This window comes from Paenibacillus sp. FSL H8-0317, from assembly GCF_045040685.1.
GTDB lineage: Bacteria > Bacillota > Bacilli > Paenibacillales > Paenibacillaceae > Paenibacillus.
The window spans coordinates 6,977,025-6,993,988 of sequence record NZ_CP150294.1 but is presented as its reverse complement, the minus strand read 5'-3'; the positions used below and the strand labels follow the sequence as shown (position 1 = coordinate 6,993,988).

Genomic DNA, 16,964 nt, shown 5'->3' with positions numbered 1-16,964 from the left:
GAAGCGTCTTTTTGCTGTTGATCGAGAGAGCGGAGTATATAATTGTACATCTTCCGCCGGATTGTTCACTATTCGAGCAGGAACGTGGCGGATACAATCGGAATCAGGGAGGTGAACGCTCAGCCAGTATTGCCAGGAATTCTAATGCTGAAATGCATCATCGATCGGAGGCAGATGAGACATATCGATTTTATTTAATGTAAGCGCTTCATAAAAAACATGGAGGTGCATTACGATATGGCTATGAACGATGAATGGTTGAAAAAGAATACACATTCACGTCGCTTTACTCGTCGCTTAAGTTATCTGCTTGCTTTGGTTTTGGTGCTGCAATCCATAGGTATGCTGCTTGCACCCGGACCGGATGCTTCAGCTGCACCGCTTAGTGTAACGAACGGGATACAGTTCAAGGATACCAATGGCAATGTTGTTCATGCCCATGGGGGCGGGATGATCAAGGCAAACGGGTATTATTACTGGTTTGGAGAGAACCGCAATACGAATGGAACGTTCAAGGCAGTGTCCGTGTACCGTTCATCGGATCTGAAGAACTGGGAGTATCGCAATGATGTGCTGACCAGCAGCTCGGCAGCCGAGCTAAATATCTCCAACATTGAACGTCCAAAAGTCATCTATAACAGTTCAACCGGCAAATATGTGCTGTGGATGCACAAAGAGAATGGTCTGGATTATGGCGAGGCAAGAGTAGCTGTAGCTACTTCGAATACGGTTGATGGCAACTACACGTATGTGGGCAGTCATCGTCCACTTGGGTATGATTCCAGAGACATGACGGTATACAACGATAACGGAACCGCTTATCTGATCTCTGCAACCCGAGTGAATGCTGATCTGAATATATATAAGCTGACCCCGGATTTCCTGGGTGTGGAATCCCTCGTCACAACACTATGGCCCGGACAATATCGTGAAGCACCAGCCCTATTCAAAAAAGACGGCGTCTACTTCCTGATCACCTCGGGTGCAACTGGCTGGAATCCAAATCAGGCCAAATATGCGACAGCCTCCAGCATTACAGGCACATGGAGCGGCCTAAGCAATTTTGGAGATAGCACAACATATGGTTCTCAATCCACCTATGTTGTTCCTGTAGAAGGTTCACAGACCACATCATATCTTTACATGGGTGATCGCTGGGCTGGTGCATGGAGTGGACCTGTGCAGGATTCCAAGTATGTCTGGCTGCCACTTTCATTTCCGAGCACAACTAGTCTGGCGATGAACTGGGCCAGCAGTATTACGATTGATACAGCAACAGGGACTGTGACCGGAGTGAGTACACCGGATGTCTGGGACCCGAATGCTTCATATCAGCTGATTAGTCGTAAGAGTAACAAATTGCTAAATGTCATTGGGGGTTCTTCCGCCAACGGTGCGGATCTGGAGCAGCGAGCAGATGGGGGGATGACAAGTCAACAGTGGCAGATTACCGATGCGGGTGGCGGTTATGTCAAAATCATCAACCGTTCCAGTGGCAAGCTAATTGGTGTGGAGAATGGTGCCACGACGGATGGGGCTGTCATTGAACAGTGGAATGATGGTGGCTGGGCCAGCCAGCAATGGCAGCTCGTCCATGTAGGTGGTGGTTATTATAAACTGAAGAACCGCAGTACAGGCAAGGTATTGGATATCTCCAGTCAATCCCTGGCAGATGGGGCTGCTGCCATCCAGTGGACGGATAATGGCGGCACGAATCAGCATTTTCAGATTGTTAAGGTGCAGTAAGATGTTTTAAATATTAGAAAATAAGGTTCAGCATAAAGTGTAAGCCCTTGTCTCTTACCATAAGGTGGGACAGGGGCTTTGTGATGTATTCACGCATGTTACGTGATGCTTTTACACGTAGGGGATGTCCAGACGATGGCTGATATCGTGACCTTTTTCCGATCATTACCATCCCAATCTGTGGTAAACTAGTAGAATTGTAGAAAAAGATAGAGACAGGAGCTGGATAACGAAGTGAGTGAACAACAAGTGCTATCAATTGAAAGCTTGCGTATGAGATACAACGGACGTTATGTGTTGAATGGCATCGATCTGGAAGTAAATCGCGGTGAGATGATTGGATATATTGGTCCAAACGGGGCTGGCAAAAGTACGACGGTTAAGATTTTACTCGGGCTGGTTGAAGGATATGTAGGCACGGTGCGAATCTTTGGTAAAGATATTGCGGATGGCGATGTAGAGTATAAACGCAGAATCGGCTATGTTCCGGAGGTGGCGGAATTGTACGAACAATTAACGCCTGCGGAGTATCTGACTTTTACGGGAGAGTTATACGGTATGTCCTATGAAGATGCGGATTACAAGGCCAAGCTATTGATGGATTGTTTTGGACTGGAAAAATCATATCATTCCCGCATTGCCTCCTTTTCCAAAGGTATGCGTCAGAAAGTGCTGTTAATCTCTGCGCTGCTGCACGACCCGGATCTGTTGTTCCTGGATGAACCGCTTAGCGGATTGGATGCCAATAGTGTGATGGTGGTCAAAGAGATTTTGTCACAATTGTCAGCCAAAGGCACAACCATCTTCTATTCGTCACACATCATGGATGTGGTGGAGAAGATCAGCAGTCGAATTGTACTGATCGCTGAAGGACGCGTAGTGGCAGACGGTACGTTCAAGCAGCTTCAACAGCAATCCATGGAAGGTACGCTGGAGGAAGTATTCAATCAATTGACAGGCTTCAATGAGCATAAAGCCATTGCGGAGCGTTTTGTATCGATTGTGCAGGAGGTGTACTGATATGGAGGAATCCTCAGACTTCCGCACGCTCAAGATTCTGGATCGCTTTCGTCCGCTCATCGCCAAAACAGGGGCGGATTATGATGTGCTGCGCCTGATTTTGCGAGTGAAGTTCCAGATGGATCAACGCAGAGTGCCTACCATTTTATCCAACAATTCAGGGAAAAAGGAGCGCAAGGAAGGTAATCAGTTTCTTCGATCCCTGTGGTTGTATGGATTAATGGGACTGATGATGGTTCCCTTCGTCGTCTGGGATACGGGGCATTTTATGCTTCAGATGGGTCTTGTATTTGGTATTTTAATGTTTATGATCATGACGTCCATGATCTCGGATTTTTCCTCCGTACTGCTGGACATTCGGGATCGCAATATTATCATGACGAAGCCCGTTAATGGGCGAACGGTAGGTATGGCCCGAGCCATCCACGCAGGCGTTTATCTACTATTGCTGACGGGTTCATTAACCGGTATACCGCTAATTGCCGCGTTGGTGACGCATGGGATCGGATTCTTTCTGATTTTCCTTGTAGAACTGATTCTGATCAATATGCTGATTCTGGTGACAACGTCTCTGATCTATCTGTTCATGATGAAGTTTCTGGATGGTGAGAAGCTGAAGGATATGATCAATATGGTGCAGATTCTGCTGTCCGTGGGGATTGCAATCGGTTATCAGCTGGTCATCCGTTCGTTCAGTATTATTGACTTTAGTATGGTATTTACCCCGGCATGGTGGCAGTTGCTGTTGCCTCCGTTATGGTATGCGGCCGCATATGAATGGTTATTTGCAGGGGGCGGGAATGTGTGGATCTATACGTTCACAGCACTTGCAGTCTTGGTTCCTGTGGTGAGTATGATCGTATATGTGAAGCTTATGCCTTCCTTTGAATTGTATCTGGAAAAAATGGCACATTCGGGTCAGTCCTCCGGACGCAGACGTGGAAGATGGGATCGGTTGATCTCCAAGGTGGTCAGTCGTTCGAGAGAGGAGCAGGCTTGCTTCCGTCTGTCAGCCAGCATGATGCGTAATGAACGGGAATTCAAGCTGAAGGTGTATCCATCGCTTGGTTTATCATTTGTTTTACCTTATGTATTTTGGTTTACCGAATTGCAATCTTCTACTTGGGCGGAGTTTAGACAAAGTTCGTTTGTATACACCTTTTACATCGTGCTGATGCTGGTTGTAACGGTTGTAGTCATGTTGAAATTTTCAGGACAATACAAGGCATTCTGGACCTTTCGCGCTGCACCGATGGCGAATGATAGCGCGTTATATAAAGGCGCTCTGAAGGCGTTCTTGTGCAACATGTTCCTGCCTATATTTCTGGCAAATGCCATTCTGTTTACCTGGACATTTGGATCACGGATACTGCCAGATATTGCGATTATTATGCTGACGGCTACGGCGCTTGTCCCAATGGCAGGCAAATTGTTGCTGCGTAAGCCGCCGTTCTCCCAATCCTTCAGTATGGCGCAGCAAAGTGATGGTTGGTACGTATTCGCCGCCCTTCCTGTACTTGCCATGTTATGGGGAGTCCATGTCTTTTTTCGTTCGGTGTCGGGGGGCATCTGGATCTATGGCGCAATACTGATCGTAGCGAATGTATTGCTGTGGACGCTGCTGTTTCGAGAGAAGAAGACAGTGAAGAAGAGGTCGGTTGCAGTTTAAGGAGTAGTAGAGTAAGAGAGAGTGAGAGAGAGTAAGAGCGCTAAACGATAAGAGAGGGTAAAAGAGCTAACCTGGACACTTACGTCTAGGTTAGCTCTTTTGATAAGTGATACTACCCCATAGAACCTCGTCCGCAGCGCTAAAGAACCTGAGACAACCTATTGGTGGGAATAATCAGAAAAATGAATTCTAACGAACCTCAGGAACGCTATCCTTCGAAAAAGTAGTTATTTAGCTTGAAAAAGGACCAAACTTGGTACAATAACGTGTCTGAGATTCGTTAGATTTTAGATCCATGCTAAAAGGGGCTAATAACGTGTATCAGGTTCGTTAGAATGAAGTAAAGCAGTGGAGGTTCCCCAGGAGGGGGCACCCTATCTTGTGTGGCCTGCTCGGAGGATGGATTCCGCTAGCCGATCGGCTGCATCGGCTGTGGAGATCGCAGATTGCGTAGCTTCTGCGTATACCTTGCTCAGCGTGCCTGCAATCCCCGCCACCTTTTGGCGGATCAGGTCAGGCCCTGCGCCTTCCAGCTCGTAGGCGGTGGAGATGATTCCGCCTGCATTGAGCACATAATCAGGCGCGTACAGAATGCCGCGCGCCTGCATGCGGCCTGCAACCAGCTGTCGTTCACTCAGCTGGTTGTTGGCCGCCCCGGCAACGATGGAGCAGCGCAGCTCCTCCACCGTTGCCGGGGTCAGTACGCCCCCTAGGGCACAGGGGGCGAAGACCTTGCAGTCAGCGGCGTGGATATGGGCCGGATCGGCCGAGATGGCGCCGCTGAACTGCACAAGGGCACGTTGTACACGCTCCGGTACAACGTCTGCCACAATGAGCCGTGCCCCGGCTGCATGCAGGTAACGGCACAGGGCATACCCCACCTTGCCCAGTCCCTGGACGGCAACGGGAATGCCCTGCAAAGATGCAATGCCTTGTTGGCGCAGCGAGGTCACAATGCCGATGTGCACGCCGTAGGCGGTCATCTCGGCAGTGAAGTCATCCTGCGCCCCCAGCGAACCGGTGGTGTCCGTCACATGTGCGGTCTCCAGTCGGATCTGGTCCATGTCTGTCGCCGTGGTACCCAGATCAAGACCAGTCACGTATCGCCCGTTCAGCCGCTCCAGACAACGACCCAGTGCACGAAAGCGCTGCGCCCGCTTGGATGCGTCTGTATCCAGACTTTTATCTTGTGGATGTGTCATCTCATCAGCGACGACTTTCCGTTCAGCGGCAGCGCCCTTTTGCTGCTCTACTCCTAGATCTCCAGCGACCTGCTCAGCACTGTGAGATCCGCAACCATCCTCATCCGGTTTTGTATTCTTCGCTAAAGGCACATCCCATATGACCACTTTTCCACCACCATACGGCAATCCGGAGATTGCATTTTTGTACGTCATGCCTTTGGCAAGCTTCACAGCATCCCGAACAGCTTCTTCCTCGGACGCATACGTCCAGTAGCGGCATCCGCCCAGCGCAGGTCCAAGGACCGTGTTATGAATGGCAATGACCGCCCTCAATCCACTATCTGCATCATGGCAAAAAATGAGTTCCTCCATGCCTTCCCGCTCCATCTCCTGCCATAGCTGCATGACGGTACCCCCTTTTTGTTTTGACCCATCCATCCTGGTTCTGACCTGATATCCTGTGCCAGCGTGCTTGGCTTTATGATGATACAGCATATTCAAAGACCCCCGTTTTCGACCCCGGGACCTCCGCCGGGTTGATAATCGGTACAAACGGTTCTATAATGGCAGTTCCGGCATGCCAGAGAGCAGAAAATGCCTACGGATTTACATCCAACCGTTTAGAATGAGGGCATAACGTCCAATGATGGAGATAGAGCGAACATACAGGAAGCATAGATGATACGAAATCTTCGAGGATATGCAGCAAAGGGCCAATTCCATTGTGAAGGCCAGGAAAGAGGGATTGTGATTGTTTAAAATATTGGTATTTATCTTTTTGATCCAGATTGTGTACGTATCCGCTTATACACTCCGGATGATTCTGACACTCAAAGGACAGAAATATATCGCCGCACTGATCAGCATGGGTGAGATTGTGATCTATGTACTCGGTCTGAATCTGGTGCTCCAATACCTGACTCAGCCTTCGGCCCTGATTGTGTACGCGGTGGGTTATGGACTTGGGGTGTTGCTCGGTGCGTGGATTGAAGAGAAGATCGCGCTCGGTTACGTTACCGTTAAAGTCATCTGTAACCAGATGGGCAACAACGTCGCGAATGCCCTGCGAGATAAAGGATATGGTGTTACTGCATGGGTGGGCAGTGGACGTGATGGAGATCGGCTTGTGATGGAGATTCTGGCAAAACGTAAAAACCAGAAATTGCTCTACCAGACGATTCTCGATCTGGACCCCAAAGCATTTGTTATTACCGTGGAGCCCAAACAGTTCCATGGCGGCTTCTGGACACGTTCCATCAAAAAGTAAAATCGAGCAGGTCTGCAGCAGATGCAGTCCTGCTTTTTTAATTTCATCCCATCTGGAATGTTCTTGTACCACGATATATCCATGAAACCTTACTCCCCAAGTTAACTCTGTACGATTCAAGGTTGCTTACAGTACAAACCCTTACCATACCAGCCTTTTCCAACCATATGTGAGATAGGGATTATTGTTGTAATCGTTTACAAAATGTACATTGAGAACATGTCCTTCGTAACATGGCATGGCAGCGATGGGCGAATGTAATCATTATATTTCGGGAGGAATGGAATCGATGAAAATCAAATTTCGAAGCTTATGCAGCACAGCCTTGGCTCTAACGTTGGGGTTAACTTTATTGTCCGGCCCGGCAAGTGTGCAGGCAGCAGGCAACGCAGACTACAATCTCACAGGCTTCTCCCAAGGGAATACGGGCGGCGGCATTATTAACGAATCCAACACAGCCACGTATAAGAAAGTGTATAATGCGACCGATCTGGCATTGGCGCTGAAAAAGAACTCCGGTGTCAAAGTTGTTGAGATCATGAACGATCTGAATCTGGGATGGAATGAAATTCCGAGTGCAGCGCAGATTTCTCCTTTTGCCAAGCATAATGATGCGCTGACACATCCTGTATTAAAACAGACAGGTGTCAGCAAGCTCACGATTGACGGTTTCAATGGACTCACGATTTTCTCCGCTAACGGCTCCAAAATCAAACACGCTGCAATCAGCGTGAAACGAAGCTCAAATGTCATCATCCGTAACCTGGAATTCGATGAGTTATGGGAATGGGATGAATCCACCAAAGGTGATTACGACAAGAACGATTGGGATTACATCACCCTGGAGGAGAACAGCAACGTATGGATTGATCACTGCACATTTAATAAAGCCTATGACGGACTTGTCGATTCGAAAAAAGGAACCAGCGGCGTGACCATCTCCTGGTCCCTCTTCAAAGGGGATGACGGCAGCTCGAACAGCTGGGTTACCCAGCAGATTAACGAATTGGAAGCGAATAAGGCTTCCTATCCCATGTACAACTACCTTCGCAGCAGTGCTGTAGGTCTCAGCAAAGCCGATATTATTGCCATCTCGGGACCACAGAAGAAAGGACATCTGGTCGGTTCGACCAGCCTGGAATCAGCTAACGCCAACCTGTCCATGACACTGCACCATAATCTCTACAAAGATATTCAGGACCGGATGCCACGCCTGCGTGGAGGCAACGCACATGCATACAACATCGTGATGGATTCGACAGGGGCACGTGCCGCTAAAGCCAAAATTACAACAGCGATGGCAACAGCGATTGCGTCCAAAGGTTATAAGTTCGATATCATTGGCAATGGGGCAATCTCCACAGAGAGCGGAGCCGTATTAGTTGAGAAATCAGTCATCAAGGACGTGCTGTATCCTGTGCGCAACAATCAGACCGATCCGGCAGATCCAACCTATACCGGCAAAATCAGAGTGACCGATACTATGTATTCTTTGGATGGCAGCTCATTCCGTGGCAGCAGTGATACGTCTGGCAGTCCACTGGCGCCAATCCCGGCGGTGATAAAATCCTTCTCCTGGAATGGCTTCTCGTCACTGCCGTACAGCTATACTACGGATGATCCGTCCACTTTGAATGCACGCCTCACGGCTTCCAATGGCGCGGGTTCGGGTAAACTGACCTGGTCCAAGGATAATTGGTTGAAGACAAGTTATTGATATCAGAGTAACCTGTTGCTTTTACGTTCTTCAAATAAGGAAAAGAGTGCTCCTGCAGCTAAGATTGCCGGGAGTGCTCTTTTTATATAATTTAGCTCTATAAACAGTTTGGTGGCCTATAGAAGAATGATTTCTTGTAAAAGTGGACCATCTCCAGCTACAGCATGTGTTGGTCTCTCCGGTGATCGTTGTATATCAATATTCATCTTCATTACCCCAGTGAGTAATTTATGACAAATTAACCATTTATTCAAATTCATCTTGTAATTTTACTTACCGGTAAATATAATTTATTAGAATTGACCAATAAGGATGGTGAAGCAGTTTGGATGTATGGATATACTTCGCACTTACTCTTGTTTATTTGATACTTGTTATTCGGATGACCGTCGCGTTGACCCAGAGGAAGCAATGGCTTACGTATGCCAGTTTTCAGTTATTCGTAGCGTTCAGCTTAGCATATGATAATGGAATTATTGCTCTAGGTAATATAATCGGGGAAGGGGAACCGCTAATGGTTCTCAGTAGCCTTCGATTTTGGCTACATGCCTTTGCTACCCCTACCCTTATTCTTGCTAGCTACCATATATTGCGCAGCTCAGGTGCCAGGTTTGCAAATAGAAGAATAACGAGTGTGGTAGCATGGCTGATAACGCTGGGTCTGGTTATCTACCAGATTGTAGGCTTTACTTTATCCGAGGTTCAAAATCTCAAAGTTACAGAAGAGTATGGAGTACTGAGATATATGGCAGAAGGTCATGGAGGTCCGCCGATGATGGTGATCATCGTGGGGCTTGTACTCTTATTTGTTAGCCTGATCGTTCTTTTCAAACATAAATGGGTATGGCTGTTTGTTGGGACTGCATTATTGTTTGCAGGGCAGTTAATCTCCCTGCCAGTGGAAACCGGTACTTTAACCAATGTGTATGAGCTGATCCTCATCCTCTCGATTTGGAGAACGACTACATTTTTGAAGAATTCAACAGATCGTCGCCGGCGTTAAGCTCCGCTGTATCAGAAAAGACTGGCCAGTAAGATAAAGGCCAGTCATCTGTGTTCGTTTATTTCATTTTTTAATTCAAATATCCATAATATCTGATGAGGCAGACACAGCACTCACCGAGTCACGATAGATGATGTTGCCTTTCACGTGTACACGGCCGAAACTGCGGTTCGGGTTGTCGACCTTTTTGAGCATGGACTGAACTGCCGTGCGTGCCATCTGTTCCACATCTACTTCAACAGTTGTCAGCTTGGGATCGGATAACATCGCATAGATATCATTATCAAAACCAACAACAGAGCATTGGCCAGGCACCTGAATATCCATGGAAGTCAGTTTTTGAACGAGCAGATGAGCGACCTGATCACAGTTGCATACAAAAGCGGTTGGCAGCTGTTCCGGCAGATCAATCTCAATAAACGTACCCCGTTCATCCCGATCATTCAGAACCAGATCCGGATTCATTGGCAACCGATGTTCCAGCAAGGATTTGTAGTAACCGAGGAATCGGTCCTGTATGCTGCTCGTGGAATACAGGTTCCCTACATAAGCAATGTTCCGGTGGCCTTGCTGAACCAAATAGTTCGTCAGCTCATAGGCAGCGTAAAAGTTATCGGTAACAACTGAATCGATGTCCGAATGTTCATCGTAGAAGTCGAGAAACATTTTGGGAACCTCCATTGATCGCACCAGTTCAATATACTCTTTGCTGATCTGTCCGAGCACGATGAAACCATCGACTTTGTTATCGCTGTACAGCTTGGGCAGTATTAATTCCTCCTCATCCTCCACATTCAGAATGTGCAGAATGCCGTAGTAGCCCTGTTCCTCCAGATGTTTGGTGATGCGCTGGAACACGCGTACATAGAACGACTGCGTCGGCCCGGTAAAACGCTCCGGGATAATTACGCCAATATTATGGGTTAAGCCTTCCTTCATGGAACGGGCAGCAGCATTATACCGATAGCCCATTTCAACAGCAAGCACTTTAATTTTTTCCTTTAATTCGCCACTCACGCCATCTTTATCATTCAATGCTTTCGAGACGGTCACACTGCTGACCCCGAGCCTGTCGGCGATATCCCGCATGGTGATATTGTTCTTCAGTATGGTCGCCTCCTTCAAGCCGGTATAGGCACAATGTGCTGTCATTATGATGAACACTTTCTTCCAACATAATAACAATCCATATCAGTATACATCGTTACCCACTTGGAATAAAGCCATTCTGGCTGTTGTTTCGCTAATTTTCAGCACATTGCAGGTTTCCCTGAGAGGACGCTCTACCGATGTTACGTTAATTGTTTCTGTAAAAGCTTCTCATTCTGTTCAATCAGCTGACCCCGCTGGCTGGCACAGTCCAGGGAACGATACGGATCAGCCGGTGTATTGAACGTATAATCAACTAGTTTTTCCAGCGTGGTTGTTGCCACATGACAGCGGGTATCGCTGGATGCGTAATAGATAAAGACTTCTTCTTTTTCATTGACCACAGCACCATTGCAGAAAATAACATTGGACACATCGCCTACCCGCTCATCGTCATAAGGAGCAATGAAGTGGCCGCCCGGCTTGGCAATAATACGCGCCGGATCATTCAGATCGGTGGCGAAGGTGTATAACACATAACGCAGGCCTGCCGCGGTGTTCCGAACCCCGTGAGCAATGTGGATCCAGCCACGATCCGTCTTGAGCGGAGCAGGGCCTTGACCGTTTTTGACCTCATATACCGTATGATATTGCCGTTCGTCGATAATTGTCTCTTCATGAATGACAGGGTTCAAGATATCCTCACACAGACCAAAGGCGATTCCGCCGCCACTGCCTGTGGAGATGAATCCATCCTGTGGACGGGTGTAGAAGGCATATTTTCCATCCACGAATTCCGGGTGCAATACGACATTGCGTTGTTGAGGGGAATTCGTTGTTATGTTGGGCAACCGTTCCCAGCTTGTGAGATCTCGTGTCCGAACCAATCCTGCCTGTGCCACTGCGCTGGACGTGTCAAATGTAGGAGCCTCCGGGTCTTTGCGTTCCGAGCAATAGATGCCATAGATCCAGCCATCCTCATGCTGAACAAGGCGCATATCATACTGATTGGTTTCATCCGCATCAATATCTTCCCAGACTAATGGTTTACCTGTAAAGCGGAATCCGTCGATGCCATTGTCACTCTCGGCGAGCGCAAAGATCGATTTGCGATCCAATCCTTCGGTACGAATAACCATGACGTATTTGCCATTGAAATAGATGGCTCCTGGATTAAGCGTTGCGTTAATGCCCAGACGTTCCATGAAATGCGGGTTGGTCGTCTCATCCAGATCGAATCTCCAATGCAGCGGTACATGATGGCGGGTGATAACCGGATATTGATACCGATCATATATGCCGTTGTAGAAGGAAGAATTGATCTCATTGGGGCGAGTAAGCAGCTGCTCCTGTTTCTCCAGTAACTCCTTGTATTTCGGGTGTATCATTCTGATCCCATCCTCTCGATTAGTTCAATACAGAATCTGCTATTGTGATACGGGCATTTCCACGGTCCGGCAATTTCGCTCTGATCCGGTGTGCCGTTCCCATCAACTGACCAGTACCATTCCCCACCAGCGCGCTGATCAATGATGTTTTCTTTTGTATAGGTCCACAAGCGCTCCACTCTCTCCAGAAACAGCGGATCACCTGTACGCTGATATGCATTATAGAAACCGACCATCGCCTCGGCTTGAACCCACCAAATTCGCTTCTCATCGATATGTTCACCTTCTTGTTCATTTAACAGGGAACCATCCACATTCACGGCTACATTGGAGATGTTATAGGCAATATCTGTTACCATCGCCGCATACTCCGGATGTTGTTCCAGCCCCAGCACTTTTAACGTTTCGTCGATCAGCCAGCTGGCTTCAATGTCATGTCCAAACGAGCGCAGGTCAATGAGGGATTCCCACTGTTTATTGAAAAATACCCCGAGAAACTTGGTGTCTTGGTCATACACCCGTTCATATAGAATCCCGAGCAGGCGTTCCAGCGCCGCCTTCACTTGTTGATCCGGCCACACGCGATAGAGTGTGGTGTAGGCCTCCAGCACATGGATATGCGTATTCATTGTGTAATCCGCAATAACCCCATTTTCGCTCAGCATTTCATTGGGCTGTTCCTTCCATGTGCGATCAAATTGTTCCTTGTACGCAGGTAGTTCGGCATCCAGACCTTTGTCCTCGATTAGAGCGAAAAGCGTTTTCGCAAGTTCCAATGCAGAAGCATCCCCGGTAGCACGATAGTATTCACTGAGTGAATACACACCGAATGATTGCGTATACACATGTTTGCTCGTATCCAATGCTTCCCCTGTGTAATCTACCATCCAGTACATACCGCCATATTCGGTATCCATCACATGGTCAGCGAGAAAACGGTATGCATGTTCAGCGTACTCGCGCCATCTTTCGTTTCCGGTAACCCGATACGCTGCTGCAAAAGACCAGAGTTGTCGTGCCGTTGCGATTCCGCCTTTGGGTGCCTGTTGATTCACCTGAAGATCATTGCCAACCCAGCCGTAGAATCCACCGTGGGTTGTATCTTTAAGGGTGGACCAGAAGGGTAAAATTTGCTTTTCCCAATGTTCCTTCATCTCAGATTGGAGTTGGGTTGTTTTGGTATTCATAAGTGAGCGCTCCTTCAACGTGTTACATAAATCTTAATATATAAATTGACTAAAGAATATTTACACTGGCCACTCCGATGACAGAATAACCTTCCGATCGCTGTTATCCCCAGATTTTTTTTGATTCCCTTTTTCAAAGGTGAAATTCCGGTGATAGCGTATGCTTCCGATGTAGCTTTCTTTCAGAAAGCTTTTAGGCGAACGCTCCGCTTTTTCAGGTTCTTTCTGTCCTCTACGTTTCGTGTAAATGTTTAATCAATATATATAGTTAAGTTAACGGTAACTTTATTAAACAATATTAGTGCCCTGAAAAACAGATGTCAACGAATTACTTCGCAATTTCTCTTGTTAATTTATAAATAATTTAATTGACAGGTAAGCGTTACCATAATAGAATTCATTTTGTAACCTTAACGATAACCTAAATTTACTTAAGAGAGGGGTCGAAACAATTGAGAAAAAACAAAGGTTGGATGATGTTGCTGACGATGCTGCTCATCACTTCGCTACTTGCTGCATGTTCATCCGGAGGTGGATCTTCGCAGGCAGGGGAGGAGATCAGTACAGATCCGGCAGATATCAAAGGTGAAATAACCGTTCTGACGCAACGGACAGATATTGTGGATACCGTGTTCAAAGACTACGCAGCAGAATTCAACAAGGAATATCCCGATGTCAAAGTTAACTTTCAGGCGCTGGCCGACTACGAAGGACAAGTGAAGATCCGTATGAGCACCAAGGATTATGGTGATGTACTGATGATCCCGACCAGTGTTCCGATCGCAGATATCCCGGACTTTTTCGAGCCGCTCGGCACGTACGATGAATTGAAAGACAAATACACCGCTATTGAAGAACGCATGGTGGATGGTCAGGTGTACGGTATCCCTACCGTGATCACGTTCTCCGGAATCATTTATAACAAACAGGTCTTCAAAGACGCTGGCATTATGGAAATTCCCAAAACACCGGAGCAATTCCAGGCTGCGCTTCAACTGGTCAAAGACAATACAGATGCGGTTCCACTCTACACCAACTATGCATCCGGCTGGGCTCTCACCCAATGGGAATCGGATCTGCCAACCGTGGCAGGCAGTGTGGATTACGTTAACGTGGACCAACCGAATACAGATGAGAACTTTGTGCCTGGTCAGCCGCACTATGAACTATATAAAGTGCTCTATGATGCAGCCAAGAACGGTCTAATCGAGAAAGACCCAACAACAACCGACTGGGAAAGCTCCAAGGCTGATCTTGCCAAAGGCAAAATTGCTACGATGGCACTGGGCTCTTGGGCGATTACACAGATCCAAGGGATGACGGATACACCGGACAATATTGGATTCTTACCTTTCCCAACTAATGCAAGTGAGGTTGTGGTTCCGCTCTCCGCTGACTATAACATCGGCATGAACGTGAACAGTGAGAACAAACCTGCTGCCAAAGCCTGGATTGACTGGTTCCTGGCGAAATCGAACTACGCAGTTGAACAGGGCGGCGGTATGGATGCAGACAAGAATGCTGAATTGCCACCGATTTTGGATCAATATAAAGATGTGAAATTCTCCACGCTTACACCTGCCAAAGGTGGTCAAGAAGGGCTGGTTGACAAGATTGATAACGAAGGCGAAATCGGTCTCTGGCAGCCTGACTTCAAGAAACGCATTATCGAAGCAGGTATTGGGAACCGCAAGGAATCATATGACGACATCATGAAAGATCTGAACGACAAGTGGGTAAAAGCAAGAGCAGAACTCACGAAATAATTGGATTAACGTAAGTGGATCAGGTGATGAATGGACTGCGGGGATATAGGAATCCATATCTGAATGGAGCATGGAGTATGTGGTATTTGAAAGCATGATACCCATGCTCTTTCCCCGGCAGTTATTCCTCCGGAATTCCATTGGACGGGAGTCTTTCGATATATAGGCGGGAGAACCGCTTGGAGGTGTGGAGAGCATGAAGTACTTAAAACTTTCGAATTGGGGCTACTCAGCGCAACGCATATTTATCATTTGTGCCTTCTCAATTATTCCGCTGGCGTTGCTGTTCACGTTTGCATACTTACCGGTCATCAACATGTTCAAATACAGTTTCACCGATTGGAACGGATACAGTAAAAGGTTTGATTATGTTGGGTTTGAGAACTATACGCGCATATTCAGTGATCCCGAATACTTCAAAGTATTTATTGTCAGCTTGTATTACTTCGTGGCTACGTTCTTACAGATGGGCTTGGCGCTTTACTTTGCCACGATTTTGAGTTTCAAAGTTCGAGGCAAAAACTTCTTCAAAGGCATACTGTTTTTCCCTTATTTGCTGAATGGGGTAGCCATCGGTTTTATCTTTCTCTTTTTCTTCAAACCGGACGGTACACTCGATATGCTCATGCAGGCTGTCGGGCTGGGACAATACACGCAGCTCTGGCTCGGTAATCCCAATATTATTAACGTGTCACTCGCAGGTGCCTCGGTATGGAGATACATGGGCTTCAACTTTATCATTTTCCTGGGTGCAATCTCCTCCATTCCGAAGGATGTGTATGAAGCATCCGATATTGATGGTGCCAATCGCTGGCAGCAATTCCGCCACATCATCCTGCCAAGCATTACACGCATCCTGCAGCTCAACCTGATCTTGGCGATTAGCGGCGCAATTAGTGCGTTCGATATTCCATATATCATGACTGATGGTTCCAACGGCAGTATGACATTTGTAATCCAGACGGTTCATTTGGCGTTTAAATATGGCAAGCTGGGACTGGCATCCGCCATGGCTGTGGTGCTGCTCTTGATCGTTATTCTCGTTACGCTCGTTCAGCGCGTCACCATGAAAGGGGAGGAATGAATGTGAACCAATTCAAATACACCCTTGCGAGCGTGGTTAAATATGCTTCCCTGGTGCTTGCGGCGTTTATCGCGCTGTTACCCATCGTGGTCATCCTGTTTGCATCTCTCAAAACCAATGCGGAATACGCTACCAGCAGTCCGCTTGCCCCGCCAGCCAACTGGCTGAACTTTGCGAATTATACGAAGGCTTTTGTGGATGGCAACATGCTGGTCGGTTTCAAAAATACAATTATTATCCTGATCATCTCCATTATAGGTGCAACGTTAACGGGTTCCATGATCGCGTATGTACTGGATCGTTTCAAATTCAAAGGTAAGAAAATCATGGTCGCGGCATTCCTGCTAGCTACGCTGATTCCAAGTGTTACGACGCAGGTCGCCACATTCCAGATCATTAACGCCCTCGACCTGTTCAACACGCGCTGGGCAGCCATCGTGATGTACCTGGGTACAGATATCATCGCGGTTTATATTTTCCTGCAATTCCTGGGTTCCATCTCAAGTGCACTGGATGAATCCGCCATGCTGGACGGCGCTTCGTACTTTACGATCTACTGGAAAATCATTCTGCCACTGCTGAAACCGGCCATTGTAACGGTCATTATCGTGAAGGGTGTGAACATCTATAACGACTTCTACACACCGTTCCTCTACATGCCAAAGGCCGATCTACAGGTCATATCCACCGCCTTGTTCAAATTCAAGGGGCCGTTCGGATCGCAGTGGGAAGTCATCAGTGCCGGCATCATGATCGCCATTATTCCAACCATGATCATTTTCCTGCTGCTACAGAAGTACATCTACAACGGCTTCGCGCAAGGCTCAGTTAAATAAAAACCGAA

Annotated in this window: 13 protein-coding genes; 9 read left to right on the top strand and 4 right to left on the bottom strand. The window is 47.4% G+C overall.

Annotated features, from left to right (window positions below; translation table 11 throughout):
- The first annotated feature begins 237 nt into the window (after nucleotides 1-237).
- The 3 genes from MHB43_RS31120 (at nucleotide 238) to MHB43_RS31110 (ending at nucleotide 4,435) form a co-directional block, all read left to right on the top strand.
- Nucleotides 238-1,746, top strand: a complete 1,509-nt coding sequence (locus tag MHB43_RS31120) for an RICIN domain-containing protein (protein WP_405131022.1) — start codon at nucleotides 238-240, stop codon at nucleotides 1,744-1,746.
- Nucleotides 1,747-1,980: 234 nt separating this feature from the next.
- Nucleotides 1,981-2,766 (top strand): ABC transporter ATP-binding protein, encoded by a 786-nt coding sequence (locus tag MHB43_RS31115; RefSeq protein WP_047840868.1) that lies wholly within the window; start codon nucleotides 1,981-1,983, stop codon nucleotides 2,764-2,766.
- A gap of 1 nt (nucleotide 2,767) precedes the next feature.
- A complete protein-coding gene (locus MHB43_RS31110) occupies nucleotides 2,768-4,435 on the top strand; it encodes a hypothetical protein (protein WP_405131021.1) in 1,668 nt (555 codons plus the stop codon).
- Nucleotides 4,436-4,809: 374 nt separating this feature from the next.
- Here the strand turns inward: MHB43_RS31110 and MHB43_RS31105 are convergent, their stop codons facing one another.
- On the bottom strand, nucleotides 4,810-6,024 hold the full coding sequence (locus tag MHB43_RS31105) for a Leu/Phe/Val dehydrogenase (RefSeq protein WP_405131020.1): 1,215 nt from the start codon (nucleotides 6,022-6,024) through the stop codon (nucleotides 4,810-4,812).
- A 346-nt stretch (nucleotides 6,025-6,370) separates the two neighbouring features.
- Here MHB43_RS31105 and MHB43_RS31100 point away from each other — a divergent pair, with 346 nt between their 5' ends.
- The 3 genes from MHB43_RS31100 to MHB43_RS31090 all read left to right on the top strand — a co-directional run bounded on the left by MHB43_RS31100 (nucleotide 6,371) and on the right by MHB43_RS31090 (nucleotide 9,606).
- Nucleotides 6,371-6,886, top strand: coding sequence for a DUF2179 domain-containing protein (locus MHB43_RS31100; protein ID WP_036606590.1), 516 nt, complete (start codon nucleotides 6,371-6,373; stop codon nucleotides 6,884-6,886).
- Nucleotides 6,887-7,175: 289 nt separating this feature from the next.
- The gene (locus MHB43_RS31095) at nucleotides 7,176-8,603 is read left to right on the top strand and encodes a hypothetical protein (RefSeq protein WP_339180473.1); all 1,428 of its coding nucleotides are present in this window, start codon (nucleotides 7,176-7,178) and stop codon (nucleotides 8,601-8,603) included.
- 634 nt (nucleotides 8,604-9,237) lie between these two features.
- Nucleotides 9,238-9,606 (top strand): hypothetical protein, encoded by a 369-nt coding sequence (locus tag MHB43_RS31090; protein WP_339180470.1) that lies wholly within the window; start codon nucleotides 9,238-9,240, stop codon nucleotides 9,604-9,606.
- Nucleotides 9,607-9,681: 75 nt separating this feature from the next.
- On the opposite strand, the gene MHB43_RS31085 is transcribed toward MHB43_RS31090, so the two are convergent.
- The 3 genes from MHB43_RS31085 to MHB43_RS31075 form a co-directional block, all read right to left on the bottom strand.
- Nucleotides 9,682-10,758, bottom strand: coding sequence for a substrate-binding domain-containing protein (locus MHB43_RS31085; RefSeq protein WP_339180468.1), 1,077 nt, complete (start codon nucleotides 10,756-10,758; stop codon nucleotides 9,682-9,684).
- Between the two features lie 140 nt (nucleotides 10,759-10,898).
- Nucleotides 10,899-12,083 carry a glycosidase gene (locus MHB43_RS31080; RefSeq protein ID WP_339180465.1) on the bottom strand — a complete coding sequence of 395 codons (1,185 nt, stop codon included), beginning with the start codon at nucleotides 12,081-12,083 and terminating at the stop codon, nucleotides 10,899-10,901.
- Nucleotides 12,080-13,270: an AGE family epimerase/isomerase gene (locus MHB43_RS31075; protein ID WP_339180463.1), complete on the bottom strand. Its 1,191-nt coding sequence runs from the start codon at nucleotides 13,268-13,270 to the stop codon at nucleotides 12,080-12,082. Before MHB43_RS31075 ends, MHB43_RS31080 begins: the two co-directional genes overlap by 4 nt.
- 452 nt (nucleotides 13,271-13,722) lie before the next feature.
- Here MHB43_RS31075 and MHB43_RS31070 point away from each other — a divergent pair, with 452 nt between their 5' ends.
- From MHB43_RS31070 to MHB43_RS31060, 3 genes are all read left to right on the top strand, one after another.
- Nucleotides 13,723-15,036 (top strand): extracellular solute-binding protein, encoded by a 1,314-nt coding sequence (locus MHB43_RS31070; RefSeq protein WP_339306136.1) that lies wholly within the window; start codon nucleotides 13,723-13,725, stop codon nucleotides 15,034-15,036.
- 196 nt (nucleotides 15,037-15,232) lie between these two features.
- Entirely contained in the window at nucleotides 15,233-16,120 is an 888-nt protein-coding gene (locus MHB43_RS31065; protein WP_221819858.1) for a carbohydrate ABC transporter permease, read from the top strand.
- Complete coding sequence (locus MHB43_RS31060) at nucleotides 16,117-16,956, top strand: carbohydrate ABC transporter permease (protein WP_405131019.1); 840 nt, start codon at nucleotides 16,117-16,119, stop codon at nucleotides 16,954-16,956. Before MHB43_RS31065 ends, MHB43_RS31060 begins: the two co-directional genes overlap by 4 nt.
- Nucleotides 16,957-16,964: the final 8 nt, after the last annotated feature.